Annotated in this window: 28 protein-coding genes, 2 tRNA genes and 2 pseudogenes; 16 read left to right on the top strand and 16 right to left on the bottom strand. The window is 66.3% G+C overall.

Annotation, left to right across the window (positions count from 1 at the left end; genetic code table 11):
• Window positions 1-12 precede the first annotated feature (12 nt).
• On the bottom strand, window positions 13-1,020 hold the full coding sequence (locus J2751_RS09895) for an ABC transporter substrate-binding protein (protein ID WP_209485645.1): 1,008 nt from the start codon (window positions 1,018-1,020) through the stop codon (window positions 13-15).
• A 113-nt stretch (window positions 1,021-1,133) separates the two neighbouring features.
• Between J2751_RS09895 and J2751_RS09890 the strand changes: the two genes are divergently transcribed.
• From J2751_RS09890 to J2751_RS09875, 4 genes are all read left to right on the top strand, one after another.
• Window positions 1,134-2,135, top strand: coding sequence for a 5-methyltetrahydropteroyltriglutamate--homocysteine methyltransferase (locus J2751_RS09890; protein ID WP_209485643.1), 1,002 nt, complete (start codon window positions 1,134-1,136; stop codon window positions 2,133-2,135).
• Window positions 2,135-3,208, top strand: coding sequence for a methionine synthase (locus tag J2751_RS09885; RefSeq protein WP_209485641.1), 1,074 nt, complete (start codon window positions 2,135-2,137; stop codon window positions 3,206-3,208). The genes J2751_RS09890 and J2751_RS09885 overlap by 1 nt, the downstream gene beginning before the upstream one ends.
• Before the next feature lie 190 nt (window positions 3,209-3,398).
• Entirely contained in the window at window positions 3,399-3,983 is a 585-nt protein-coding gene (locus J2751_RS09880; protein ID WP_209485639.1) for an NAD(P)/FAD-dependent oxidoreductase, read from the top strand.
• Between the two features lie 698 nt (window positions 3,984-4,681).
• A complete protein-coding gene (locus tag J2751_RS09875) occupies window positions 4,682-5,431 on the top strand; it encodes a sugar phosphate isomerase/epimerase family protein (RefSeq protein WP_209485637.1) in 750 nt (249 codons plus the stop codon).
• 33 nt (window positions 5,432-5,464) lie between these two features.
• Here J2751_RS09875 and J2751_RS09870 read toward each other — a convergent pair whose 3' ends face one another.
• Genes J2751_RS09870 through J2751_RS09855 form a run of 4 tightly spaced genes read right to left on the bottom strand, consistent with a single transcriptional unit; the run spans window position 5,465 to window position 8,838 of the window.
• Entirely contained in the window at window positions 5,465-6,439 is a 975-nt protein-coding gene (locus J2751_RS09870; protein WP_209485635.1) for a DUF7547 family protein, read from the bottom strand.
• Between the two features lie 35 nt (window positions 6,440-6,474).
• Complete coding sequence (locus J2751_RS09865) at window positions 6,475-7,446, bottom strand: GNAT family N-acetyltransferase (RefSeq protein WP_209485633.1); 972 nt, start codon at window positions 7,444-7,446, stop codon at window positions 6,475-6,477.
• Window positions 7,421-8,698 (bottom strand): RNA-guided endonuclease InsQ/TnpB family protein, encoded by a 1,278-nt coding sequence (locus J2751_RS09860; RefSeq protein ID WP_209485631.1) that lies wholly within the window; start codon window positions 8,696-8,698, stop codon window positions 7,421-7,423. The genes J2751_RS09865 and J2751_RS09860 overlap by 26 nt, the downstream gene beginning before the upstream one ends.
• Window positions 8,695-8,838 (bottom strand): hypothetical protein, encoded by a 144-nt coding sequence (locus tag J2751_RS09855; RefSeq protein WP_209485629.1) that lies wholly within the window; start codon window positions 8,836-8,838, stop codon window positions 8,695-8,697. The genes J2751_RS09860 and J2751_RS09855 overlap by 4 nt, the downstream gene beginning before the upstream one ends.
• Before the next feature lie 95 nt (window positions 8,839-8,933).
• Between J2751_RS09855 and tnpA the strand changes: the two are divergent.
• Window positions 8,934-9,386, top strand: a pseudogene (tnpA, locus tag J2751_RS09850) (IS200/IS605 family transposase).
• Window positions 9,387-9,439: 53 nt separating this feature from the next.
• Here tnpA and J2751_RS09845 read toward each other — a convergent pair.
• Together J2751_RS09845 and J2751_RS09840 are read right to left on the bottom strand one after the other, a co-directional pair.
• Window positions 9,440-9,805, bottom strand: a pseudogene (locus J2751_RS09845) (GNAT family N-acetyltransferase); the annotation flags it as partial.
• Window positions 9,806-9,925: 120 nt separating this feature from the next.
• The gene (locus tag J2751_RS09840; protein WP_209485627.1) at window positions 9,926-11,011 is read right to left on the bottom strand and encodes an NADH:flavin oxidoreductase/NADH oxidase; all 1,086 of its coding nucleotides are present in this window, start codon (window positions 11,009-11,011) and stop codon (window positions 9,926-9,928) included.
• A gap of 142 nt (window positions 11,012-11,153) precedes the next feature.
• Between J2751_RS09840 and J2751_RS09835 the strand changes: the two genes are divergently transcribed.
• Window positions 11,154-11,315: a hypothetical protein gene (locus J2751_RS09835; RefSeq protein ID WP_209485624.1), complete on the top strand. Its 162-nt coding sequence runs from the start codon at window positions 11,154-11,156 to the stop codon at window positions 11,313-11,315.
• Window positions 11,316-11,432: 117 nt separating this feature from the next.
• Window positions 11,433-12,236: a protein-L-isoaspartate O-methyltransferase family protein gene (locus J2751_RS09830; protein ID WP_209485622.1), complete on the top strand. Its 804-nt coding sequence runs from the start codon at window positions 11,433-11,435 to the stop codon at window positions 12,234-12,236.
• Here J2751_RS09830 and J2751_RS09825 read toward each other — a convergent pair.
• A complete protein-coding gene (locus J2751_RS09825) occupies window positions 12,233-12,706 on the bottom strand; it encodes a DUF7382 domain-containing protein (RefSeq protein ID WP_209485620.1) in 474 nt (157 codons plus the stop codon). The genes J2751_RS09830 and J2751_RS09825 overlap by 4 nt on opposite strands.
• A 137-nt stretch (window positions 12,707-12,843) precedes the next feature.
• On the opposite strand from J2751_RS09825, the gene J2751_RS09820 reads away from it, so the two are divergent.
• The 4 genes from J2751_RS09820 (at window position 12,844) to J2751_RS09805 (ending at window position 15,169) form a co-directional block, all read left to right on the top strand.
• Window positions 12,844-13,953, top strand: a complete 1,110-nt coding sequence (locus J2751_RS09820; protein WP_209485618.1) for an ATP-binding protein — start codon at window positions 12,844-12,846, stop codon at window positions 13,951-13,953.
• A 64-nt stretch (window positions 13,954-14,017) separates the two neighbouring features.
• Window positions 14,018-14,365, top strand: coding sequence for a fluoride efflux transporter FluC (locus tag J2751_RS09815; protein ID WP_209485616.1), 348 nt, complete (start codon window positions 14,018-14,020; stop codon window positions 14,363-14,365).
• Window positions 14,362-14,718 carry a fluoride efflux transporter FluC gene (locus tag J2751_RS09810; RefSeq protein ID WP_321168693.1) on the top strand — a complete coding sequence of 119 codons (357 nt, stop codon included), beginning with the start codon at window positions 14,362-14,364 and terminating at the stop codon, window positions 14,716-14,718. The genes J2751_RS09815 and J2751_RS09810 overlap by 4 nt, the downstream gene beginning before the upstream one ends.
• Window positions 14,719-14,827: 109 nt before the next feature.
• Window positions 14,828-15,169, top strand: coding sequence for a hypothetical protein (locus J2751_RS09805; RefSeq protein WP_209485614.1), 342 nt, complete (start codon window positions 14,828-14,830; stop codon window positions 15,167-15,169).
• Window positions 15,170-15,187: 18 nt separating this feature from the next.
• Here J2751_RS09805 and cca read toward each other — a convergent pair whose 3' ends face one another.
• On the bottom strand, window positions 15,188-16,618 hold the full coding sequence (cca, locus tag J2751_RS09800; RefSeq protein ID WP_209485612.1) for a CCA tRNA nucleotidyltransferase: 1,431 nt from the start codon (window positions 16,616-16,618) through the stop codon (window positions 15,188-15,190).
• Between the two features lie 135 nt (window positions 16,619-16,753).
• Between cca and J2751_RS09795 the strand changes: the two genes are divergently transcribed.
• Together J2751_RS09795 and J2751_RS09790 are read left to right on the top strand one after the other, a co-directional pair.
• Window positions 16,754-16,826: transfer RNA gene (locus tag J2751_RS09795), tRNA-Asn, on the top strand.
• An 87-nt stretch (window positions 16,827-16,913) separates the two neighbouring features.
• Window positions 16,914-16,989, top strand: a tRNA-Ile gene (locus J2751_RS09790).
• Between the two features lie 215 nt (window positions 16,990-17,204).
• Here J2751_RS09790 and J2751_RS09785 read toward each other — a convergent pair.
• A complete protein-coding gene (locus J2751_RS09785) occupies window positions 17,205-18,083 on the bottom strand; it encodes a TIGR01548 family HAD-type hydrolase (protein ID WP_209485610.1) in 879 nt (292 codons plus the stop codon).
• 156 nt (window positions 18,084-18,239) lie between these two features.
• Window positions 18,240-18,746 (bottom strand): UPF0146 family protein, encoded by a 507-nt coding sequence (locus J2751_RS09780; protein WP_209485608.1) that lies wholly within the window; start codon window positions 18,744-18,746, stop codon window positions 18,240-18,242.
• 39 nt (window positions 18,747-18,785) lie between these two features.
• On the opposite strand from J2751_RS09780, the gene J2751_RS09775 reads away from it, so the two are divergent.
• The 3 genes from J2751_RS09775 to ygfZ all read left to right on the top strand — a co-directional run bounded on the left by J2751_RS09775 (window position 18,786) and on the right by ygfZ (window position 20,894).
• On the top strand, window positions 18,786-19,307 hold the full coding sequence (locus tag J2751_RS09775) for an archaemetzincin family Zn-dependent metalloprotease (RefSeq protein ID WP_209485607.1): 522 nt from the start codon (window positions 18,786-18,788) through the stop codon (window positions 19,305-19,307).
• Between the two features lie 75 nt (window positions 19,308-19,382).
• Complete coding sequence (locus tag J2751_RS09770; protein WP_209485605.1) at window positions 19,383-19,682, top strand: DUF6432 family protein; 300 nt, start codon at window positions 19,383-19,385, stop codon at window positions 19,680-19,682.
• Between the two features lie 60 nt (window positions 19,683-19,742).
• Window positions 19,743-20,894: a CAF17-like 4Fe-4S cluster assembly/insertion protein YgfZ gene (gene ygfZ, locus J2751_RS09765; protein WP_209485603.1), complete on the top strand. Its 1,152-nt coding sequence runs from the start codon at window positions 19,743-19,745 to the stop codon at window positions 20,892-20,894.
• A 26-nt stretch (window positions 20,895-20,920) separates the two neighbouring features.
• Here ygfZ and J2751_RS09760 read toward each other — a convergent pair whose 3' ends face one another.
• From J2751_RS09760 to secF, 5 genes are all read right to left on the bottom strand, one after another.
• Window positions 20,921-22,099, bottom strand: coding sequence for an inorganic phosphate transporter (locus tag J2751_RS09760; protein ID WP_209485601.1), 1,179 nt, complete (start codon window positions 22,097-22,099; stop codon window positions 20,921-20,923).
• A gap of 2 nt (window positions 22,100-22,101) precedes the next feature.
• On the bottom strand, window positions 22,102-22,230 hold the full coding sequence (locus J2751_RS15710; RefSeq protein ID WP_280901045.1) for a DUF7859 family protein: 129 nt from the start codon (window positions 22,228-22,230) through the stop codon (window positions 22,102-22,104).
• Window positions 22,231-22,598: 368 nt separating this feature from the next.
• Window positions 22,599-23,108, bottom strand: a complete 510-nt coding sequence (locus J2751_RS09755) for a metallophosphoesterase (protein WP_209485599.1) — start codon at window positions 23,106-23,108, stop codon at window positions 22,599-22,601.
• Window positions 23,109-23,168: 60 nt separating this feature from the next.
• Window positions 23,169-24,773 carry a preprotein translocase subunit SecD gene (locus J2751_RS09750; RefSeq protein WP_209485597.1) on the bottom strand — a complete coding sequence of 535 codons (1,605 nt, stop codon included), beginning with the start codon at window positions 24,771-24,773 and terminating at the stop codon, window positions 23,169-23,171.
• Entirely contained in the window at window positions 24,773-25,657 is an 885-nt protein-coding gene (secF, locus tag J2751_RS09745; protein ID WP_209485595.1) for a protein translocase subunit SecF, read from the bottom strand. The genes J2751_RS09750 and secF overlap by 1 nt, the downstream gene beginning before the upstream one ends.
• Window positions 25,658-25,677 lie beyond the last annotated feature (20 nt).

Genomic DNA, 25,677 nt, shown 5'->3' with positions numbered 1-25,677 from the left:
TCCCGACGGCGTCTACTCGGTGACGGATCCAGATCGTCCCTCCTCAGTCGGGCGATCGCTCGTCCCGCCACGCTCGGCGGACTCCACCGGCACCCGCCGGACCCGCCCATCGGACTCTCCGGATCGATCGGGGTGGATCACGGCCGCCAGCGCTTCGAGCGTGTCGACGACGCGGTGGCTGTGGCGGTTCAGGTAGGCGGTGCCGTCCATCGCGTAGACCCGGCCGTTGCGGACGGCCGACACCGCCTCGAACGACTTCCGATCGAGGAGGTTCGCGGCGGCTCGCTCCGCGCCGGCAACGTCGTAGCCACAGGGACCGACGACGATCACTTCGGGGTCGAACTCGCGGACTGCGGCCGCACTGACTTTCCCCGCACGCTCCCCGGCGGCCGCGAGCCCCGACTCGCCCCCCGCGATCTCGACCAGATCCGGTATCCAGAGTCCGCCGTGCCGGAGCGGATCGGTCCAGTCGAAGACGGCGACCCGCGGACGGGCCGCCCCCTCGGGGTCCGAACGATCCGGCGAGACCGCGCCGGCGGCCGGAACCGCGTCGACCGGGACCGCGCCGGCGACCGCCTCGATCCGGGCGTCGAGTTCCGACCGGAGTTCCGTCGCGGCGTCGCAGCGGTCGACCGCCTCGCCGATCCGCTCGACGTTCGCGAGCACGTCGTCGAGGTCATCGGCGTGAACGTCGAGCACCGTGGCGTCGAGTTCGAGCCGCTCCACCGCCCGCCGTGCGAGGCGCTCGTCGAGCGCGCAGACGGCACAGACGCCCTGCGTGAGCACGACGTCGGGGTCGGGCGCGGCGAGTGCGTCCCCGTCGACGTAGTAGACGTCGTCGTAGGCGACGACGCGCTCGACCGATTCGGGGTCGGCGTCCAGTTCGGACACGAGTCCGGTGAGGGTCGGTCGATCGGTTACCGACGGTGGACGGTCACACTGATGTGACACCGCGACCGGTGTGGCACCCAACGCCGCGGCGACCTCTGTGGCGGAGGGGAAAAGCGAGACGACGGACATATTAATCGGTTCGGACTCGAGCGTGTTAACCGTTCACCCTCGGATTCGCCAATAACTAGAAGGCATAAAATACATTAGCAAATATTATAAATTGGCATATCGAACGTTCGGTGATGACTGAACGAGTCGCAGCCACGCCGGGGCTGTATCCGCTTCCGGACTGGGCGAAAGAGACGCTCTCGGACCTCAAGGGCCACCAGAAGGGTGACCTGTTGAGCGGCGACGAGAGCGAGGCGATAGTCGAGCAATACGACGAGGTGCGCGCGGAGTACGTCGACGACCAGTTGGACGCCGGCCTCGACCGCGTCGTCGAGGGACAGGGTCGCTGGGACGACATGATCGCGCATCCGCTAACGGTACACGAGAGCGTCGAGACCGGCGGGATCGTTCGGTACTACGACAACAACAACTTCTATCGCGACCCACGGGTCGTCGACGACCTCGACTTCTCGGGCGACGTCGCGGCCGAGCTGGAGTCCGCGGTCGAGCTGATCGACGGCGACGCCCCGCTCGCGGCGACGCTTCCGGGCCCGTACTCGCTCGCGCAGCTCGCGACCGACGAACACTACGGCGACGAGGCGGCGTTTCAGGCAGCGATCGCCGAGTTCCTCGCAGGCGAGGTCGAGGCGTTCCCCGCCCACGAGACGCTGTTCCTCGTCGAGCCATCGCTGGTGACGAACCCGCCCGCGGAGGGCGAGGAGTCGGCCGCGACTGACGCGATCGCGACGGTGGCCGACGCGACCGACGCCGAGGTCGTCGTCCAGACCGCGTACGGCGCGCTCGACGAGAAACTGTACGCGCACCTCGTCGACGAGGCCGGCGCGGACGCGCTCGGACTCGATCTGGTCGCCGGCGACCGCGACGACACCGTCTATAACGTCCAAGAGTTCGGCGCGACCGACTCGCTCGCGCTCGGGCTCGTCGACGGACAGAACACGCTCGTCGAGGAGCCGGAGACGCTCGCCGAGCGCGTCGAGTGGTTCGAGTCACAGGTGCCCGCCGAAGGGTTCGAGACGACGTACCTGACGCCGAACACGGAGCTGTTCTACCTACCGGCGAACAAGTACCGCGCGAAGCTGAACGCCCTCGCCGCCGCCGCGGAGGTGCTCGAGTAATGGTCAGAAACCCGTCTGCAAACCGCGAACAGTTCCGCCCGCACGACCACCCGAACGAGTCGTTCCTGCTGACGACCGTCGTCGGCTCGTACCCGAAGCCGAAATGGCTCAACCGGGCCGACGAGCTCGTCGACGACCCCGAGTCGAAGTTCGACGACGGAGACCTCGAAGAGGCCCACGACGACGCCTGTCGACTGATCACGCACGAACACGAGCGTGCGGGTCTCGACACGGTCGTCGACGGCGAGATGCGCCGTAACGAGATGGTCGAGTTCTTCGCCGAGCGCATCGACGGCTACGAGTTCAACGGCCCCGTCAAAGTATGGGGGCACAACTACTTCGACAAGCCGTCCGTCGTCGAGGACGTCACCTACGACGAGCCGTGGCTCGTCGACGAGTTCGAGTTCACCTCGAACGTCTCCGAACGACCCGTCAAGGTCCCGATCACGGGGCCGTACACGCTCGGCTTCTGGGCGTTCAACGAGGCATACCCCTCCACCGAGGACCTGGTGTACGACCTCGCGGATCTGGTCAACGAGGAGGTCGAGAAGCTCGTCGAGGCCGGCGCGCGCTACATCCAGATCGACGAGCCCGCGCTGGCGACGACGCCTGAGGACCACGCCATCGTCGGCGAGGCATTAGAACGGATCGTCTCGGGAATCGACGAGGAGATTCGGATCGGACTCCACGTCTGTTACGGCGACTACTCGCGGATCTACCCCGAGATCAACGACTACCCGATAGACGAGTTCGACGTCGAACTCTGTAACGGCGACTACGAGCAGATCCCGACGTTCACCGAGCCCGAGTTCGAGCCGGACCTCGCGCTCGGCGTCGTCGACGCGCACACCGCCGAGGTCGAACCGGTCGAGGAGATCAAGGCGAACATCCGGCAGGGGCTCCGCGTCGTTCCCCCGGAGAAGCTCACGATCTCGCCCGACTGCGGGCTGAAACTGCTGCCACGCGAGATCGCCTACGGGAAGACCGAAAACATGGTCACTGCGGTTCGGGAGATCGAAGCCGAGATCGACGCCGGCGAGATCGACCTCGAAAACCCGCTCGCGGACGACTGAGCGCGGCTACGGTCGACTTCGACCGTCCATCCGAATCCATCCCGGTCACGTCGGGCGATCCCGGTTATATCGGACGATCCCGGTCACATCGGACGATCCCGGTCACGTCGGGCGATCCCGGTTATATCGGACGATCCCGGTCACATCTCCGTTACCACGCGTTTATCTCTATCGAGGTAGACGTATGACCATGACGAACGTCATCGTCGTCGGCGGCGGCCCCGCCGGCCTGAGCGCAGCCCTGTTCACCGCGAAGAACGGCCTCGAAACGACCGTCTTCGACACGGACGGAACGTGGATGCACAAGGCGCATCTCTTCAACTACCCCGGTATCGGCTCCGTCGACGGCTCCGGGTTCATCGAGACGCTTCGCGAGCAGGTCGACGACTTCGGCGTCGAGCGATACGACGCGAAGGTAACCGGCGTCGAGTCGACCGACGACGGCTTCGTCGTCTCCGCGGACGACGAGACACACGAGGCGACGTACGTCGTGCTCGCGACCGGCGCGAACCGTGATCTGGCCGAGTCGCTCGGCTGTGCGTTCGGCGACGACGACACCGTCGACGTCGGCGTCGACATGGAGACCTCCGTCGAGAACGCCTACGCGACCGGCGCAATGGTCCGTGCCGAGGAGTGGCAGGCGGTCATCGCGGCCGGCGACGGGTCCGCGGCCGCGCTCAACATACTCTCGAAGGAGAAGGGCGAGCACTTCCACGACTTCGACGTCCCCGCGGACGCCGAGCGCGTGTTCGGCTCGCTCGTCGACGACGAGTAACGCGACCGATCGCTGAAGCCCGCGTATTGAGCGATAGCGGGAGTAGATCGAGTATACTGAGACGGTGGTGTTTATAAGCGAGAGAGTAGTGTTGCTAGCGGCGGTTTATAAGTAGACGACTCCGCGAGAAACCACTCACACGTTCCAACCACTCGTTTATAGGTGGTTGACTGTGGATCGACGGCGAACACCTCCAAAGCCCCAGCCGTGCGGGCGGCGTAGGCTCGCTGTGCTCCTCACTCGGTCGCAGGCTCCCTCGTTGCGGTGTCGCCGGCGGCGCCGCCGCCGGCTGTCTCTTTGAGTCCCACCCCGCACAGCAACCGCATCCTCACGCCTCCCCAACCTCGTCAGAGGCGGTCGCCGGAACCGCTCGGCGACCGCCTCTGACTCCAGCGAGAATCGGAGATTCTCTGGCAGCCGGCGGCGGAGCCGCCGGCGACCTCGCGCCGTCGTCGCCGGCGCTACGCGCCGGCTGCCAGAGGGACCTTCGGTCCCTCGCGGTTCGCGGCTCTCCGAGCCGCTCACCGGGGCGCGCCACCGCGCCATCTATTTATAAGCGATCGTCTCCCGCTCACCCCCCACCGTTTAAATATGATCTCGCCGACATCGATTCACGAGACCCACTCCTGCTATCGGTCACCAGCCCCACCGCTCCCGGAGCCTGCGTTTTTAAGTCGACGCCGGGTCAGTCGGTCGGTATGGACATCGGACTGACCGTCGGCGTCGACGTCGATCGGGCCGCGGCGTCGCCGTCGGCGTTCGACTTCCTCGAACTCGGGATCGGCGCGTCGAGTCTCCCGCCTGAATCGATCGACCCGGACCGGCTCGACCGGGCGCTCGATGGTCGCGACCTGCTCGTCCACCTGCCGTACAGCCAGCCGCTGACGAGCTACGCCGACGAGATCAACGACGCGATCGTCGCCTACCAGCGACGGCTGCTCTCGACGGTCGGAGAGCTCGGCGCTGAAAAGGCCGTGTTACACGCGACCTCCGCCGACCGCGACGACGTAGACTTTCGGGACGTCGCCGCCGATCAGCTCGCTCGGGTCGCGGAAGCCGGACGAGAGGCGGGCGTCGAGGTGGTCGTCGAGAACGTCGGTCACCAGCACAAGGGCCTTCAGCTGTCGGTGCTCGGCGACATCGCCCGCGAGACCGACACCCCGATCTGTTTCGACGTCGGGCACGCCTACATGGAGGGCGGAAATAAGGCGATACGCCGGTTCCTCCGGGGCCATGCGGACCGCGTCTCACACCTCCACTGTCACGACGTCCGCCGCCGCGGCGACACCCACCTTCCGGTCGGGGCGGGCGAGATCAACTACGAGGCGTTCGTCGCCGAGCTCGACGGGTTCGACGGCACCGTCGCAGTAGAGGTGTTCACCGACGACGACGCGCTCCTTCTCGACTCCGCGTCGCGGGTGGCCGACCATCTCGACGCGGAGTGGTGACGGGACGGCGACCGCAGCTGCCCGCGTTCGCTCCTACTTCTCGGGGTCATCGTCGGTCGCGGACGGATCGTCGTCCCCGTCGACGGCGGACCGAGCCTCCTCGTCGTCGGAACCGTCCGCCGGGTTCTCGGCTGCCGGATCCCCGCTTTCGACGGCGTCGAGCTGTCGTTTGATCGAGTCGAGCTCGGACTCGACGTCGACCTCCGGGCGGTCGTCCGCCGGCTCGGTCGTCTCCGCCTCCCCACCGCTCGCGTCGGCTCGTTGGGCGGATCCGTCCTCGCGGCCTCCGTCGGGGTCGGTCACGTCGATGTGGACCGCACCGTCACCACGCCGGTCGGTTCGATCGACGTCTGTCCGGCCTGCGACATCGTTCCGGCCAGGGTCGTCGCGGTCGCGTTCGTCGCGGCCGCCACGGTCTCGCCGGTCCGGATTCCGGGCGTCGTCAGCCCGCCGGCGGCTCTCCTCGATCCGGGCCTCGATGTCCGCGGTGAGTTCGCGGGCGTCCTCGATGATCGAGCGTGAGGCGGCCTCCTCCGGGAGGTCCGCCTCCGCGAGCGCGGTTCGGAGCTCGGAGAGCGAGCGCGCGAGTCCATCGGCCGCCCCGTCGCGGACGTCCGCGAGCCGCCCCGCCGTGGCCTCCGTGTCGCTTCGGACGGTACCCTCGGGATCGAGCAGCCGGAGCGTCCCCTGTACCAGCTTCAGCGACTTGATCGTCGTCTCCAACAGCGCGATCACCGTCGGAATGGTGTACTGCTCGGTGAACCGGACGAGCTCGGAGAGCCGCGGAGGCCGGGGGAGATCCGAAGAACGGTCGCGTCGCCGCTCCGGCTCCCGCCGCGATCCGTCGTTTCGGTCCGGATCCCCTCTCCGGCGTGGCTCCGGCGACCCCGGAAGCCACCGATCACGTTCGCTCGCCCGGAGGTCGGCACGGAGCTCGGAGAGGACGTCCTCGAGTTCGTCGAGGCGCTCCTCGAGGTCGTCGTCGTGCGGTCGGTCGCGGGAACTCATACGCCGTCGTACGGGGCCCGAAGGTAAAAATCCCGTTAGAACCCCTCCCGGAGGAACGTCCTCCGAGGCGAGAACAGGTCGTTCAGATCGGCGACGACGCCGTCGACCGCATCGTCATCACCCGTTCCTCCGTCGCTCACCGCGAGGTCGCCGTACGTGACCGCGTCCCGAACCGAGTGATACCCGGCGTACAGCTGTGAGAGAGTTCCGATCCCCGCGGTCACGTCGGACGTTCCAGAGTCGTTCGGCTCCACCGCGTTGACGGACACGGTTCCGTCCGCCACGTCGACCCGAAACGTCCGGTCGTTCCACGCGGCGAGCGGGTCCGCGACCGCGAGGGTGACCCGGAAGTTGAGCGCCGGATCCGGTTCGAGCATCTCGAACGCGCCGGCGACGTCGACGAGCCGGAGCATCGGTCCGGTTCGCGACTCGACCGTGACCGCCCGGGGGTCCGCGACCCGGTCCTGGAGGTTCACGTCCGGGGGCGCGCGGATCCGGATCTCCTCGACCTGCGAGTCGTGGTCCCGACAGAACCGGAGCACGTGGAGCCACGCCGTCTCGTCGACGGTCGCGACGTCCCTGACGGTCATAACGGTCCCGTCGACGTTCGGGTCGCCCGGATCCTCCTCGAAGACGTACGACCAGAACGCCCGTAGCTCGCCGTCGCGTTCCCAGCCGTACACGAACGGGTCGGTCTTCCAGCCGCGCAGGGTACGCTCGCGCCACCACGCCTCGGTCCGGGCCATCGTCAAGTCGTAGCGGTCGGCCATCGACGACAGCACGGACTCCGCGGCCGCGTAGTCGTCGTCGTCGAGCCGGCGAAACCGGCCGCTCTCACTCCCGTCACTGGTCGATCGCCTCACCGCGTCGACGAACCCGAGCTGCTCGGGCGGGATCCGAAGGTATCGGTACCGACTCACCGTCGCCCAGCCGTACTTCCGGTGAACCGCCTCGGGGTCAAGCCCCGAGGCTTCCCGTGGGTTAGTCGGACACTCCCACGATACCATCGGCCTGATAACCTCGAACGGCGTCGTGGGTCACGGTCGGGGCGTCCACGGCCCCCGATGCCTGCCGTCGCACCTTCCGAACAATGGGAAGGCTGTTGAGAGCAGACACATTCCAATTCTGATGCTTCTTGATGCCTTTCACGGCGATGTTGACGCTTACACCTCGGTCGCTGTGGTCTTGATGCCCGCACGACCGACACTTGAACCGCTTCTTGTTTCGGTTTGCTCGCTCCGTATGTCCACACATCGGACACCGCTGACTAGTGTACTCGGGGTTAATCCACGCGGTCGGAATCCCCTCAAACGACGCCTTGTACGACGTGTAGTATTGGAGGGCGCGGAACGGGAGGTGGTGCAAGCGTCGGTTCATCCGCGTGCCGTAGTCGATACTGTCGCGCATCTCTTTGAGGTCTTCAAAGACGATGCACGGCCTCTCGAACTGACGGCTCCACTCCACGATGTGACGACTTACCTTGTGGAGTCGGTCACGGACAAACCGTTCCTCACGTCCTTCGAGCGTGTCGTGGATGCTCTCTTTCCCTGCGTTCTGCACCCGCTTTCGCATCGTGAAGTAGCGGTGACGCTCGAACTTGATTTCAGGGAAGTCGATAACCAACGTGTCCTCAACGCCACCCTCGGAGAGTGCGGTGAGAGCCACGTTGTCCTCGTTCACGTCCACGCCGATGACCGTCCGTGAGTCCTGCTTGTCTCGAACGGATTGCTCGGTGTTGGTGACGTTGACGTGCAACTCGACGTTCTCGTTGTGGAAAAGGGCTTCTGCCGTCCCAATCTTCCACTCGTCGCTGGTGAGCGCGGTCTTGAGAATAACGAGGTGAGCGTCGTCGCCTTCGAGAACACCCTTAACGTGTTTGTACGGCTTCGCGCTGATGCGAAACGCCACGTTGCCGTCGTCGGTGAGCGACAGGTTGTACCCCTCCTCGTAGTTCGCTCGAAGCGGGTACGTGCCGTCCTTGGTGTGACTCGGGAGTCCGAAGTCGTCGTACTCGTAATAGTTCTCCATCGCGCCGAGAGCCTTGGCGACAACGCGCTGTGTCGTGTTCTTCACGAGGTCGGCGTCGTCGGCTACTCGGTCGGGGATGTCGTCCCAGTCCACGCCTTGCTTGGCGAGGCGGATGGTTTCGTTGTACGCCGACCGTGATTCGAGGGTGGCGTCGTACAGCAGGCTCTCGTTGTCACTGTGGATGTTGAGTTGGAAGTCCAGCGTCTTGACGAGAGCCTGTGCGTCGGTCATTCTTGGTCGTTGGGTTGGACGTGACGGTAGTGGAGGAGGAGCGTGCGGAGTACGCTGTCGAAACTCGTGTGTCCCTCCTTGTCCTTGAGTTCATCAAGCTCGTCGTACACGGCGTCGGATACCTTGAGTTGCTTCGTCACGTCTACCCCTTGTTCTTCCACGCTTAAAAGTTTACTGGTGGTAGTCTATGAGTCATTTCAAGGAATACTTTTGATTGGTCGTTGTATTGGTAGGTATGGGTGAGAAGCGGTCGAACCACACGGTATACAACGTCAACTACCACTTCGTGTGGTGTCCAAAGTACCGCCACACGATTCTCGAACTAATAGAGGACTCGTTGGAAGCGAGTTTCCGCGGCGTGTGCGACGAGTACGACTACGAGGTACTGTCGTCGTCCGAAAATCGAAGATTTTCGTGATCACGAGAGACTCCGTCTCTCGAACGACTCCACATCTCGCCTGACCACGTACACCTGTTCCTGTCAGCGCATCCGAAACACGCGCCGAGCGAGATTGTACGAACGGTCAAGAGCATCACGGCGCGGGAGATGTGGGAACAGCACGAACCGTTCTTGGAGGAGTTCCTGTGGGGTGGTGGGTTCTGGGAGGAGTCGTACTACGTTGGGACGGCAGGCGATGTTTCGACCGACACGATTGAGCAGTATATCGAGCGCACGGAACACGTTTAATCGGGCTTACGGCCTTCACCCTCGGGGTCAAGCCCCGAGGCACTCGGCCTGCTCCGCCTGTAGAAGCCGTACTCGAAGGGCCACAAGACCGAGACGTGGACATCGTCGTCGTGGTACTCCGCGAGCGACTCGCGGAGGATCCGCTCGATGTTGCCCTGCCGCCGGTGTTCAGGAGGTGACGCCACTGCCGAGAGGCCGGCGACGTCGCGGTCGGATCCACGGATCCGGAGCGTGAAGTCGTGGTGGCCACACACCGCGACCGGCTCGTCATCGTCGAACAGTCCGCGGTAGTCGGCGAGGTGTTCGCGGTCGTCATCGTCCGCCTCGGGGTCGTAGGGACCCTGCTCGGGAGCGAAGGCGTAGCGCATGAACGCACGAAACTCGTCGGCGCGCTCCTCGGGGAACGGTCGATACTCGATGCGTGGATCCCTCGACGGGAGAAAATAAGCGTTCCCGGTCCGTGCGACCGGTTCCCGTCCGTTCCGCGTATCGAGGAAGGAAGCCGGTCGCTGCGGAACTACGGAGCTGTCCGGCGTCGACTACGAGAACCGACCGCGACGGTACTGGACCGGCCACTCGATCTCCGCATTGAGCTCGTGAGCGGCCTCCAGCGGCCAGTAGGGGTTCCGCAACAACTCCCGGCCGAGCGCGACGAGGTCGGCCCGGTCGTTTCGGACGAGCGCGTCCGCGTGAGTCGGCTCCGTGATCCCGCCGACCGCGGCGACCGGAACCCCCGTTTCCTCGCGGATCGCCTCGGCGTACGGGACCTGATACCCCGATCCGGTGCTCGGAAGCTCCTGATCCGGATGAATCCCGCCCCCGGAGACGTCGATCAGGTCCGCACCGGCTTCCTCAAGCAGGGGAGCGAGACGGACGGAGTCATCGACGTCCCACGAGTTCCGTCCTTCGATCCAGTCGGTAGCGGAGATACGGACGAACACGGGCTTGTCGTCCGGCCAGACCGACCGGACCGTCTCGACGGCTTCCCGGAGCAGTCGAGTCCGGCTCTCGAAGTCGCCGCCGTACGCGTCGTCCCGGTCGTTCGTGACCGGGGAGAGGAACTGGTGGAACAGGTAGCCGTGTGCCGCGTGGACTTCGGCGATCTCGAAGCCCGCGTCGAGCGCGCGCTCGGCCGCCGCCCGGAAGGAATCGGTCACGTCCTCGATGTCCTCGGCGTCCATGCGGCGGGTCGCGGCCGTCTCGTCGCCGGGATACGGCGTGTCGGTCGCCGAAACCGTCTCCCAGCCTTCGTCGTGGGACGAAGGAAGGGCGTGGCCGCCGTCCGAGGGCGGAGCATGCGAGGCCTTGCGACCGGCGTGAGCCAGCTGGATCGCCGGCGTCGCGCCCTGTGATCGGACGAACGCCGTGATCGGTTCGAGCGCCTCGGCGTGTTCGTCGGACCAGATCCCGAGACAGCCGGGCGTGATACGGCCGCGCGGCTCAACGGCGGTCGCCTCCGCCATCACGACCCCCGCGCCGCCGACGGCGCGCGTCCCGAGGTGGATCCGGTGCCAGTCGTTCGCCATCCCGTCGTCGGCGGAGTACTGACACATCGGCGACAGCATGACGCGGTTCCGAATCGTCGTGTCACGCAGCGTTATCGGCGTGAAAAGCGAGTCCGTCATCGTCGAGTCCGACGTCGCTCGGATAGTAATGTGCCTCGATACCCGACGTAGCTCGCCGCGACCGAAGTCGAAATGCGGATTCCTCGAAACGGATTTAGGTGGACCGAAACCTATAACAGCGCCGCACCCCGAGCAGGTGTCAATGAGTACCGGAGAACGTGTCGAGCGGGATTCCGACGCGAACGCGGACCGGCGGCCGGCCGTAGCGGCCAGCCATACCTCCCCCGAGCGGACCGTGTTCACCGAACAGGGCAACACTGACGCGTGGATAGCGACGGATCTGACGGTCGATCTCGAACGGTAGTTCTCGACCACTTTCACGTCGGGTTTTCTCGGTAGCGACGTCTCAGGATCCGGCCGCGGCGGCAGCGCGGGTTAAGCGGAGCGTGCGGTTTTAGACCACCGACGACCGAGGTCGGGTATGGACGAATCGGCGCTCCGGACGGACATGATCGAGGGGCTCGAACACCAGATCGGCGAGCCGCTCGGTGCGTCCGTGCTCTCCGCGCTCCAAGCGGTCCCCAGAGAGACGTTCGTCGATGACACCCCGTACGCGAACCGCGCAAGCGAGGAGGCCGGGACGCGCGCGCTCGCTCCGGCCACCGTTGCCCGGATGTTGATGACGCTGGACGCCGACGACGGGGACGAAGTCCTGCTCGTCGGAGCCGGCATCGGGTACACCGTGGCGACTCTCTCGGAGATCGTCGGTCCGCGCCACGTACACGCCGTCGACATCGACCGAAACGCCGTCACCGTCGCTCGGTCGAACCTCGACGACGCTGGATACGGAGCGGCTCTCGTCGACCGACGGGACGGGGCCGGCGGACTCCCGGAGTACGCCCCGTACGACCGGATCCTCGTCGAGACCGCCGTGGTTACGCCACCGCGAGCGCTCCGGGAGCAACTCGCCGACGGCGGGCGGATCGTGTATCCCCGCGGATCCACGGAACAGACGATCGTCGCCGTAGAGCGGGAGTCGGTCGCCGGTGATACGCGTGATGCCCGGGCTGCTGCCGGCCGAGACCACAACGACGCGGCACCGGATGGATTTCGGACCGTCGAAACCGCCGGACCGGTTCGACTCGATCCGATGCTTGTCGACGGCGAGCAGGCTGGCGTCGAGCGCAACCGAACCCGCCGCGAGGACGCCGAGATCGAACGGCAGGGTCACTTCGCGCGCACCGGCTGGGAACAGGAGTGGATCGACTGGGACGACCGGATCTAGTCGTCGACGACGAGCACCGCGGTGTTCTCTCGTTCGTCGACGTAGTCGCTCCCCGCCGGCGGTTTGATGTCTATCGAGAGCGTTCCGTCTGGCTGGTTCGGGCCGAGTTCGGGATCGACGCTCACCGTTGCGATCCCGTCACCGTCCGTCGTGGCCGTTGCGGGACCATCGATCCGTGCCGACCCGCTACGAACGATCACCGTCGCGTCGGAGACGTGTCCCCCATCAGGATCCACGACTGCCACGTCGATCGACTGAGAGCCCGTCGACGTCACCTCCGGTTCCGGTTGCGCATCGAGTTCCGTCGCTGCAAGCCCGTCGATGCTACCGATCATTCCCATCATCACGCTGAGACTCGCCACACCGACGACGAGAGCGATCACCAGCCTGACCGGTAACCCCTCGATCGCGCGGCGGTCGGCGAGAAACGATCCGTCGGTGCCACGAACGTCCGATATGGCGTCGAACATACGACCGGTTGGCCGCGGTATGGGTTATAAAGAGTCGGAGGAGAGAGCGAAGCGAGGGAGCGAAAACCGATCGATTTCCGTCCGCCAACCGACCGATCGAGCGACGATTTATATATGATGTCGAGGCGATCCACCGCATGAGCGTGCTCGGACGCGAGAACAACAGTGATGCGGACGAATCGCTGACGGTCCGACTCGGATCCTTCCTCGCACGGGACGGGAGCGACGGGGCGGCGGTCGATCTCGACGTCGACTCGCCGCATGCCGCCGTCGTCTTCGGGAAGCGTGGCACCGGAAAGTCGTACACGCTCGGCGTCCTCGCGGAGGGGCTCGCCGACAGTCGGGGCGTTTCCCCGGTCGTCGTCGACCCGATGGGGGTGTTCGGCGGGTTAACCGCGGCTGGTGGTCGAATCGTCGAGCCGACGGTCAGACCCGGGTCGATCCCCGCGGCCGTCTGGCCGGATCTCGTCGGTCTCGATCCGACGAGCGGTGCCGGGAGTCTGCTGTGGCGAACCGTCGCCGACGCGGTCGACGACGGTAAGGGTCGCGGAGGCAAGGTTGACGGCGATACCGCCGCCGGCGGTAAACCGTCGGTTCCGGCGTCGATCGACTCGTTCCGTCGGTTCCTCTCCGAGGCCGACGCCCCCGACTCAACTCGGCGCACCGTCCGGAACCACCTCCGATTAGCGGAGTCGTGGGGGATCTTCGACGCCGACGCACCGTCGGTGTCATCGTTCGCGGCCGACGGGACGCCGACCGTTCTCGACCTCGCCGGAGTGCCCGAAACCGCGTCGGCAGGGGTCGTCCGTGCGGTCGCCAGGGGACTCTACGACGCGCGGGTCGACGGCGACGTCGACCGGCTTCCGTGGCTGCTCGTCGACGAGGCACACGCCTTCTTCGGCGGCGTGGCCGATCCGGCGCTTCGCACGCTGCTGACCCGCGGGCGCTCGCCCGGCGTGTCGTTCGTCTGTGCCACGCAGCGACCCGGAGCGCTCCCGAGCGTCGCCGTCTCACAGTCGGATCTCCTCGTCACACACCGCCTCACGGCCGAACCCGACGTCGAGCGTCTCGCGGAGGCGGAGGCGACGTATCTCGCCGGCGACCTCGCCTCTAGACTGCCGACCGGAACCGGTGAGGCGCTCGTCGTTGACGACGCGACCGAGACCGCACATACCGTCCGGGTACGACGAAGACGGACGCCTCACGAGGGGGGCAGTCCCAGCGCCAGCGAGGTCACCATCGACTGACCGGAACGCCACCGCTGGCCGAGCGATCAGAAGCTACAAGATCGGCGCTGGCGACGGTGGGAACATGGAACGGACGCTCGCGGGTGCCGCACTCGTCGCAGCCGGGGGGTTCGCCGGTGCCTTAACGCGATACGCCGTCGACATCGCCGCGGGCGACGTGACCGGACTCGGAACGCTTCTCGTGAACGTGGTCGGGTCGTTCGCGCTCGGCCTCTTGGTAACGCGAGCGACCGAGGTCCGGACGCAGCTGTTCGTCGGTACCGGGTTCGTCTCGTCGTTTACGACGTACAGCACGTTCGCGGCCGACGCCGTCGCGCTCGGAACGGTCGCCGGGACAGGCTACGTGGTCGTCAGCTACGCCGCCGGATTTCTCGCTGCGATCGCCGGACTCGCGCTTGGGAGGCGGCTGTGACGGAGCCGTTGCTCGCCGCGATGGCCGTCGGGATCGGCGGGGCAGCGGGAGCACTGGCCCGGCACGCGGTCGGGCTCGCGATCGAGAGCCGGTGGTCGCTGGTCGTCGTCAACACGCTCGGGAGCTTCGCGCTCGGGGTCGTCATCGGGGTTCCGACCGGGCCCTCCGCCACACTCGCCGTCGGGGTCGGGTTCTGTGGCGCGTTCACGACGTTCTCGTCGTTCGCCGTCGAGACCGTCACGACCGCGGAGGCGGGCGATCCGGGAACGGCAACCGCGTTCGCCGCTCTCAACGTTGTAGCCGCAGTCGCCGCGCTCCTCACTGGATCCGGTCTCGCTCTCGTGGTGACGTAGCGATTCCGGAGACGAGACCGGATTCAGTGAGGAGCGCTCGACGGAACGACAACGAACAACGCGAACGAGGAACGATAGGTACACGGGGACGGGGGCCGTACGAACGAGCGTGACCGACGACGTCGGCCGTTCGGACGGGAGATCGGACGTTCCCACTGACGAGGAGGCGGACGTTCCCACTGACGAGGCGACCGAGACTCCTCGCGGTCCTCGAGCCGCGAGCGAAGTCGATTTCGCGGACCTCTCGCTCCCCCAGCGGGTGTTCGTCGCCGCCGTCCAGAACCCGACCCGAGGGGTGGTGATCGTGGCGTTGTTCGCGTTCGCGTTCTCGTTTTACATCGCGTTCTGGATGGTGTTTCCACGGATCGCGGCCGTGTTCTCCGTGCTCGTCGTCGTCCTCGGCGTCGCCTTAGGCGTCGTATACTACCTGTTCGACCGCTACGTCGACTGATCCGTGTCAGGGGTCACGTCAGGGCCGTGGTTCGTAGAACTCGCGGAACGCACTCCCAAAGCGGTCGGCAAGCGTGGCAACCGCGTCGCCGACGAGCACGTCCCGACCCTCGAACGCCGGCTCGATCCGCGCCCCGAGCGCGACATCGCTTGCGGCGTCGCTTTCGAGGTATTCGCGGACCGTCGTGAACTCGCGTTCGCGCTCGACCACGTATCGATCCCCCTCGATGAACGGCCCGTACGTGTCGGGATCGCCGTCATCCGCGTACGACTCGTAGAAGCTCGCCGCGTGTTTCCGGACGGCGACCGGCGGCCCCTCGTGCCGAGTGACGGCGGGACGCGTCGCCGTCTCGACCTCAGCGTACAGAGCAGCACGCTCGGGGCCACTGCGTCGTGACACGGTCGTGTCTCCATCCGGGGAGTCGCCGCCGAAACCGCGACCGTCGTGTGCGTCGTCGACCATCGCTTGCGCGCGGAGGACATCGAACCCGCGGTCGTCCAGCCCACGGACGATGCCGTCGAGCGATCGGCGGAGCTGCGGCCACAGCTGGTCGTCGACGATGTCGGGCGCATCGAGGACGACGGCAACGGGGGTCGCCTCCCGCCTGTCGAGGTGCTCGCGAATCGAACCGGCGTCGAGCGGATCGTACTCCGGCGGCCGGAACAGCACCTCGCGGGGGTCCGCAAGCAGGTCGCGAGCGTAGTGTTGGAAGCGTGCGAGGTTCGCGGCCGACAACACCGCCGCGACGTTCCGGGTCGGGTCGGTCGGGTCGACGACGACGAGTGCGTCGTCGAACGTGCGCTCCGCGTGGCCCTCGGGGTCGAACTCGACCGGCGGATGCCAGCTGCGTGCCGACTCGACGAGGGGCACGAACCCGCCGAGCTCGGCGACGAGCAGCTCCGTGAGGTAGCCGGAGAACCCCTCCGTCCGGAGATCGCTTCCGTACGCCCCGATTCCCTTGAGAAACGCTTTCGCGAGGACGACGTCATCGGCGAGGTCCTCGTCGAGCCGTTCGGTGAGGTACGCGTCGTGGAACGGGGTGCGGTCGACGGCGGAGACCAGATCCCCGGCGGTGTCGACGTCGTGACACGGTACCAGATCTACGTCGAACCCGTCGTAGACGCCCTTCACGTACGGGTGTTCGGCGTACTCCTCGTGGCCGTCCGGGAGGACGGCGTGCCCGACCGCGAGCCCGTACTCCTCCAGCTCCGCGCGGTCGAGATCCGCCGGAAACCGGACGAAGAGATCGATGTCGCGGTCGCCGGCGACCCACGTGCCGCGGGCGGTCGAGCCGACTTGGACGACATCGGCCTCGACCGGGAGGTCAGCGATCGCCTCGCGAGTCCGTTCGGTCAGCGTCGCGGCGGTCGCACGCAGCCGCTCGCGCTCCTCGGGGTCGGGGAGGACGCGCTCGCGGACGCGTGCCAACACCGCGTCGAGTTCGCTCATGGCCGGGATTCACGTGGTCCGGCCGAAAGCGTGTCGGTCGGACCGACGCCCGCGCGACCCCGTGAGGTCGGAAACCATACTCGGGTCGGGCGGAAACGAAAGCCCTATCAAAACCACTCGAGTATCCCGAGACGGGCCGAAGTAGCTCAGTTGGTAGAGCGCCTCGCTGTTAACGAGGCGGTCCCAGGTTCGAGTCCTGGCTTCGGCGTCTTCTCTCACGGGTGACTGAGTTCACGAGCGACTCGACGAGACCCGGTAGGCTAAAGAGGGACCAACAGATACCGCTTGATGAGAAGGGCCTTTAGCTTAGTCTGGCTTAAAGCGATTCGCTCATAACGAATTGATCGCCGGTTCAAATCCGGCAGGGCCCATTTCTCGCGGCGAGCAACTCCGCGAGCCGCGAGGCTGGAGAGTCGGGTTTGAAGCAGGGAGTGTAGCGAGCGAACGCGAGCCGAACGACCGAGGCTCGAATCCGGCAGGGCCCATCCGTTCTCCGGCTCTACCTCGGCGGTAGCAGAAGTGTTAGCGTCGGTGCTTTCGACGTCGTGCCCGGTTGTCCATGGCCCATCGTCCGTCGATCCCGGGTTCAGTCGTCCGAGGATTCGAGCAGGTCGACGAGTCCATTCACGTCTCCGAGGACTGCATCAGCTCCTTCGGCGCTGAACGCGTGGCGACCGTCTTTGCCGGTCAGTCCGCCGGTGAGGACACCGATCCCGTAGTACACCCGCGACTCGTCCTCGCAGGCGGCGTTGCGCGCGGTTCGGACGTCATCGAGGGTGTCGCCCGCGAACGCGACTCTCTCGGCATCGAATCGCTCGGCTAACGCGACCAGTCCCTCCGGATCCGGCTTTCCGGCCTCGGGATCGTCCATCGTGATCCGGTGTTCCTCCGGAACGTCGAGTCCGACACGCTCCAAGGCGATCTCGGCCTCGGCCGCGGGCCGCCCGGTCAACACGCCCACGTCGAAGCGGTCAGTCAGGTCCGCGAGCGTCTCGGGGTCGACGAGCGTCGGCTCGTCGTGGATGTACCCCGACGACGACACCGGCGGATCGCCGCCTTCGAGCTCGCGGTACAGCTCTTCGCCGAGATAGAGCGCTTGGAAGACCTCACGGAGGTGTTCGGTGTCCCACTGGTCGCGGACCCGCGCCTGTGCGACGCTCGGGAGGTCGCCAACGACGCGTTTGGCCGCCTCGATTCCCCCCTCGTCGTCGGCCGCGATCCGGTCGGTGAACGCCTCAACGTCCATTCGGAGCCCTTCGCGTCGGGCCAACACGAACAGCGCGGCCGCGTCAGTGAGCTCCCAGTCGTTGTTGAACCCGCCGGCGTTCTTGAACGCTTGGACGCCCTCGCGGTCGACGGTCTTCCCGCAGACCCGATCGACCGATTCGATGATCGCGCGCCGATAGGAGTCCGCGACGTCGACCAACACCCCGTCGATGTCGAGCACGACAGCGTCGACCTGCATATCCCTATGCCGGCCGGCGGAGGGAATGAACGTTCGGATCCCAGCCCGCGATTCCGGATCCTCGCCCGCGGTTCCGGATCCTCGCCCGCGGTTCCGGATCCTCGCCCGCGGTTCCGGAGCGTAGTCGCTCGCCGGACGAAACGCCGCCGGCACGGATCAGGTCTCCCGGTGGGACTCGCGTGCGACGTGAACTGTCGTCCCCCGGACGGACCGACGCTCGGCCGGAACGATCGGCTCCTCGAAGCCGAGCGTCGTGAACAGACAGTCCGCGTCGAGCGCATCGGCGAGCGAGACGGCGGGTCGCTGGAGCTCCGCCGGGAGGTTGAGCGCGTACACCGCGTCGAAGTCGTCGACACCGGTCGGAGCGGGTCCGCGGTCGACCGGATCGCTTGGATCGGCCGACTGCGGACCGTCAAGCGCGGTGAGCGGACCGTCGAGCGACGCGATCGCGACGACATCTCCCCGCCGGACCAGAAGCGATCCGTCAGCATCGGTAGGACCGTATTCGATCCCTCCGTCGACGGCGACGTCGACCGCGACCACGTCGCACCCGCGATCGGCGAGCGCGCGGGCGACGCCCCGGCGGTCACCGATACCGACCTCCAGGAGTCGATCGTATCGGTCGAGTTCGTCGACGAGCACACGGCGTGAGGGAAACACCACGGCGCGGGGTTTATGACCGCCGCGGTCAAAAGCGGTTCCATGCTCGTGGACATCGTTCCCGTCGGGGAAGTTACCCCACGCGTGAAGCGGGAGGCTTCCGCCGCGCTCCGGTCGGTATACGACTGCGACGTCACGGTCCACGACGACCAACCGATCCCCGAAAACGCGTACGATTCCGGACGAGACCAGTACCGTGCCGAGGACCTCATCGAGGTCGTCGGGCGCGTCGGCAGCGGCGAAAAGAACATCGGCATCACGCCGCGAGACCTCTACTACCGCCGCCGAAACTACGTGTTCGGGCTGGCGTATCTCAACGGGAGCGGCTCCGTCATCTCGACGCACCGGCTCCGGACCTCCTCGGACGGAGGGGTGTCGACGAAGCCGGCGGTCGACGTGTTCGCGGATCGAGTCCGCAAGGAAGTGGTCCACGAGATCGGCCACACCCTCGGGCTCGAACACTGCGACAACAGCAAGTGTGTCATGTGCTTTTCTCCCACAGTTCGCGAGGTCGACGTGAAAGAGGAGAACCTCTGTGGATCGTGTTCCCGGCTGATTCGGTGAGTTCGACCCGAGCCGACGGCCCGATCGATCCGCTCCGCCGGTAGAGGTAAACCCCGTCCGATCGAAACGTGAGGTATGGCCGCAAAGCCGGAGTACCGCGACCGACCGGACGTCGAGGTCGCGCTACTCGACGCACTCGTCGATCGCGGCGACGACGGAATGACCGTGCTTGAGCTGCGTGCCGCGGTCGACGCCGACATCGACGCGATAGAGGAGGCGCTCTCGGCGCTGAAAGCCGACTCGCTGATCACCGTTGAGAACGGCGACCACGTGCGCGTCCACCCGCACGACCGAGTGGTTCCCGACCCGGACGCGCCGGAGGAGGAACCGCAGGACGGCCTCGTCGGCGTCATCCGAGACAGGCTCGGACTGTGACCCGGAGATATCCGGCGTGACACCCGCGACCTTTTGCCGCTCCCCCGACTCGATACGGACATGACGCTCGTCTCTGACGCCCACGTCGACCACGGCGCGAGCTACCGCGATCGCGGCGGTCGGCGGGTCGTCGATCACTACGGAAAACCCGAACGCGTCGGGAAGGCGGTTCGCAACGTCGTCGGCACGATAGAGATGGGGTACGGGATACTCGCCGTCACCGGCGAGGACCGCGTCGACTTCGTCGACAACGCGGTCACCAACCGCGTTCCCGATGAGGACGGCCGCGGGGCGTACGCGCTCCTGCTCGATCCGCAGGGCGGCATCGAGACGGACATGTACGTCTACAACGCCGGCGAGCGACTCCTCGTCTTCGTCCCGCCCGAGCGCGCCGAGCCCGTCCGGGAAGACTGGTCGGGGAAGACGTTCATACAGGACGTGGAGATCGAGGACGTCTCCGACGGGCTCGGCGTGTTCGGCGTTCACGGTCCGAAATCGACCGAGAAGGTGGCCTCGGTGCTCGGCGGTCCGGGCGCGCCGGAGGAACCGCTGACGTTCGTCCGCGGGTCGATGGTCGACGCCGGCGTCACCGTGATCGCGACCGACGCCCCGCTTGGCGAGGAGGGATACGAGGTCGTCTGTGCGGTCGAGGACGCTCCCGAGCTGTTCGATACGCTGATAAACCGCGGACTCAACGCCGCCCCGTTCGGCTATCGGACCTGGGACGCCCTGAGTCTGGAAGCGGGAACGCCGCTCTTCGAGTACGAGCTCGAAGGAACCGTTCCCAACGTCCTCGGGATCCGCAACGCGCTCGACTTCGAGAAGGGGTGTTACGTCGGTCAAGAGGTCGTCTCACGCGTGGAGAACCAAGGCCGGCCCAGTCGACGGCTCGTCGGGCTGGCGCTCGACGGGCTCGTGGACGCGCTCTCGGGTGTCGACGGCGACGCCGACCCGGACGCTGTTTCGGACCGGCTCCCCGATTCGGGTGCAGCCGTCTTCGACGGCGACGAGGCGATCGGCGAGGTGACGCGGGCGGCGGTCGGCCCGGATTCGGGAGAGCCGATCGCGCTCGCGCTCGTCGGATTCGACGCGACGCTCGACGCGGTTGCCGTCCGCGTCGACGGGGCGGAGGTGGGAGCGAGTCGAGCCGACCTCCCGTTCGTCGACGGGAGCGCACGCTCGGGCCGGTTGCCGACGTATCCGGGCGAATAACGACGATCTCCGCCAGACGAGCGCACTTATATCACGAACGCGACAGCGGAGTAGACGCCGAACCCGAGCACCAACGATCCGACCAGCGATGCGACCCACGCCAGTACCGTGTATCCCATCTTCGAGCGGCTCACGCCGGCGTCGCCAGCAGCGTAGCCGGCACCGACGATCGCCGAGACGATGATCTCGTTGAACGAGACGGGGATGCCGAACGCGACCGCCGCCTGCGCGATCGCGAACGACGGGATGAGCGCCGCGATCGACCGGCGCGGCCCCATCGAGGCGTAGTCCTGTGAGATCGCTTTGATCATCCGCGGCGCACCGGTCCACGAGCCGACCAACAGGCCGAGCCCGCCACCGACGAGCAGCGCGAGGAGGGGAACGTCGACATCGCCGAAGATCGGAACGAGAGGCCCGATCGCGAGACCGACCTGTGATCCGCCGGCCGAGAACGCGACGAGTCCACCCATCGCGAGCAGGAACCGTCGCTGTGCGCTCGCGCGGTCCCGACCGATATCGGCGTAGACGAGGCCGGCAACGAGGACGGCGAGGACGAGCGAGACCGCGGCGGTCCCCGGAAGGTCCGGGACGCCGAGCCCGGTACCGATCGTTCCGGCGATCGAGGCCTGCTGGCCGTCCGGACCGAGAAGCGCGAAGCCGATGTTCGCGAGTATCAGGCCGACCACACCGGCCAGCGTCGCGGTGAGCGCCCGTTCCGGAAGGCGATCGCCGATAAGCGCCCGTGCGACGACATAGGCGACCCCCCCGCCGACGAAGGGTGTGAGTATCCACAGCGTGAGGATCTCCGCGTACTTGGCCCACGCCGGATCGCCGCCGAGCGCGAGCCCGACGCCGACGACAGCACCGGTGACCGTGAACGCGGTCGCGATCGGATAGCCGGCGAACACGCCGATGGCGACGAGCATCGCGGCGGTAAGCAGCGCGACGATCGCCGCGCCGGCGGTGAGGGTGACGCCGCCGATCAGCTCCGTCCCGACCGCCTCCGTGACGTTCGCACCCTGTAACACCGCGCCGAGGAACCCGAGGACGCCGACGACGAGTCCGGCGCGCATCACCGAGATAGCGTTGGCACCCACTGCGGGGGCGAACGGCGTCGAACCGGACGAGCCCGCACCGATCGACCACGCCATGAACAGACTGGCGGCACCGGCGACGAGGAACGTGAGCGTCGTGACGACGACCATCGCTATTGCTGCCCGTCCTCGTAACCCTCACGGAGGCCCATCAGAGTCCGGCGGACGAGGAGAAAGCCGAAGAAAAAGAACCCGAGAAGGATGGCGAGAACGAGAATCGGGAGGATATCCACCGAGGTCATACACGAGGATCCGTGGGCATCGACTTGTGCGTTTCGACGCACCGCCACCCGCAGCCACGGACGGGAGAGAGACTCGACAGTGAACTACCCCTGCCTACTCGCCGCCGTTGGCGGCTCCTTGAGGCAGGGGGCTTAGCGCCTGAAATTAGCTAAAACGAACGTTTGTGCCTCGGACACCTATAAATCGATCCCGTCGACACGTTCAGGTGCGACCTCCGCTTCGGCCCTCCCTCGGATGCCCGACCTCCCGGCCATCCGGTGAGCCACCGAATCTGCCAACGAAGAGGCACACGCCGCCGCGTCCCGAAGGCTCCCCGTCCGAATCGATACCGTCTCTCCGGGCCGAAGTCGAGGGTCGCCCTCGCTCGTCAGAACTCGATCCGGAACCGCTCGAACACCTCGCCGTCGGGAGTGACGAGCCGACCGGCGAGTCCGTCGTCGTCCCCTTCCAGCTCCGCGTGTGCCGGGCGATTTCCTCGCGGCTGGGCGTGACTCCCCGGGTTCAGGATCGGCAGATCGGTCGAGTCATCGAACCGCGGCCGATGGCTGTGTCCGCAGATCACTGCGTCCGCGTCGCGGCCGCGACCGAGCATGACGAGCCCGGTGTCGCCGCTCCGATGTCTGTGTGTCACGGCGAATCGCACGCCCTCGTACTCGACGGTTCGGACCTCCGGGATCCGATCGCGGATCGTCGCCCCGTCGTTGTTGCCGAACACCGCCCGAAGCCGGTCGGTGGCCGCCTCGAAGCCGTCGAGAACGGATTCGTGATAGAAGTCGCCCGCATGAACGACGAGATCCGCTTCGTGGACCGCCTCTCGGGTCCGCCCGCGGAGCCGCGGGTCGTCGGTGCTGTGGGTGTCGGAGAGAACGACGAGCATACCGACGGGTCCGGTCCGTCGGGTGTTAAAAACGTGGATCGGTTGATACCCGCTCGATCCTTATCGGACCGTCAGCAGCCGGCGGAGGATGTCGCCGTACGCCGGGCGCGTGATCAGGACCCCGACGAGGACGCCGAGGATCGTGAAGATGGCGAACCCGGACAGATCGCCAAGCGAGAGCACCATCAGCGGCGACATAGCGATGATCGTCGTCGCGGCGGCCGCGCCGATCACCCAGAACGCGCGGCGGAACCGCGAGTCGAACACCTTCCGAGAGTTCACATCGCCCTCGCTCATCACCTCGTCGGCGATGATAACGAGGTCGTCGACTCCGGTTCCGACCACAGCGATGAACCCGGCTATCACCGCGAGTTCGAGCGGGTAGCCGATGAGCGCCGCGAAGCCGAGGAGAATATACACCTCTGCCAGCGCCGTGACAGTCATCGGCAACGCGACCTTCGGCTCGCGGTACCGAAGGAACACCATGCCAGCGACCGCGAAGACCGCGAGAACGCCGGTGATCATCGAGTAGATCCGGAAGTTCTCACCCTGTGCTGCCGAGATGGTCGAGGAAGTTCCCTGTCCGGCGATGTCGAGTTCGGCCGGAAGCGCGCCGGCGCGCAGGTTGATCGAGATCTCTTGGGCGTCCGAGTAGGAGGTCGTCGTCAGCCGAAATATCCCTTCGTTGGCCCACGATCCGGAAACCATGCTCTCCGCGAGGCTGTCACGCATTCCGAACGCGTTAACGACCTCGTCGTCGACGACGAGCAGGAGACACGAGTCGACCGACTCGCCGACCGGCTCCTGCATGTACGTACACGTCGCCCCGCCGGTGGAGGTGGCGACGCCGCGGTCGACGACCGCGTCCTGGAACCGGTGGGCGGGGGACTGCTCGCCCTCGGCCGCCTCGTTGATGACGGAGACCGAGACGTACGCGCCGTCACCCTCCTCGCTCCGGCTGGCGGTGCCGATGTTGGTGAAGTCCTCCTGGATCAATGCCTCTTCCTCTATCGCGAGGCCGTCCTCGGCGTCCTCGTCCGGATAACCGATGTCGATCTGGACGGTCCCACGCTCCTCCAACAGATCGATCACGTTCTGACGGTCCCCGCCCGGCACCTCGACGAGAATGAAGTACTCGCCGGTTATCGACTGGACCTGCCGAACGGTCCCGCCCTGTAGGCCGAACTCATTGACCTTCTCCTGGATGACCTCCTCGGCGGCGTTGCGGGTCTGTTCTGTAACACCGCTACGTATCCCGCCGTAGACGTATCCGGAGGCGTCCATCGCCGCGCGGAACTGCTCCTCGGTGACATCGGCGTCGGTCACTTCCACCTCGCCGCCGTCCTCCGAGTCCCGCTCGGCGGTGACGTCCCGCGTCGAGACGCCGTCGAGCTCGGCGGCGACGTCGCTCGCGACCTGTACGGTGCTCTCACCGCCGAACTCGACGCTCGTCGCGGTGTATCCGAGCAGCGGCGCGCGGATGCGCGTCCCGCCCGCGAGATCCAGCCCGTACTGGAGGTTCGAGATCCCCTGGCGAGCCTCGCCGGGGTCCTCTCCGGGTGCGGTCTCCGGGCCGAACGCCGGCAGGAACAGCGCGACGGACGCCGCGACTATGAATACGACTAACAGGAGTATCCGCCAGTTGTCCTTGATCGGTTCGAGCATCAGCGCTTCACCCCCTCGAACTTGTACCAGCGAAGCAGCGTCACGTTCATCAGATACGTGTTCATCATGTCGGCCGCGAGTCCGATAGCGAGGATGATCCCGATGTCACGGAGCAGGTCGATCCCGAACAGCGTCGCGACGAGCGCCATGACGATCATCGCCGACATCGAAGTGATCGTCATCGTGACACCGGTCCGCATCGCCCGACTGACGGACTCGTAGAAGTCCCCCGTCCGACGCAACACGGAGTTGTTCAGCAGGATGTCCGAGTCGACGCTGTAGCCGATGATCATCAGCAGTGCGGCCACGGTTCCGAGCGTCATCTGGATTCCCAACAGGTTCATCGCCGCGATCGGAATGACGATATCGGAGAACGCGGAGGCGACGACGGCGACCGAGGGAATGAACGTCCGGAACAGCGCGAACACGAGCACGCTCATGCCGAGGAACGCGAGCGCGACCCCGAAGATCGCGGTCTGAGCCGTGTCGGCCGCGAAGCTCGCCGAGACCTGATCGATAGCATCGAGCGTCAGTCCCGCCTCGTTCGCTTGGTCCTCCAGTTCGCCGGCGAAGCCGTCCGGATCGTCTTCTGACGCCTGGAACGTCACGACGACTACGTCGTCGGCGGGGATAGACCGGATCGAGTCCGGCTCCTGTGCGAACGCCGCATCGATACGCTCCTCGATGTCCCCGTTACCGTCGTCAGCGATCCGTAACTCCACCCCACCGGTGAACTCCAAGCCGAGGTTCGCCGGCGCGCCGGTGACGAAGTACCATCCGCCGATGATCATGATCGCCAGCGCGAGGACGGCCAACGGCACCACGACGAGCTGCCGGTTGGAGTAGTCGGTGTAGTCGACTTCCGGTACCTCGATCGCTCCCATGGAACCGCATCGTCCGTGAA

It is taken from the genome of Halorubrum alkaliphilum (assembly GCF_017873815.1).
Taxonomy (GTDB): Archaea; Halobacteriota; Halobacteria; order Halobacteriales; family Haloferacaceae; genus Halorubrum; species Halorubrum alkaliphilum.
Note: the sequence above shows the minus strand (reverse complement) of the source record. Positions and strands in the feature narration are given on the sequence as shown.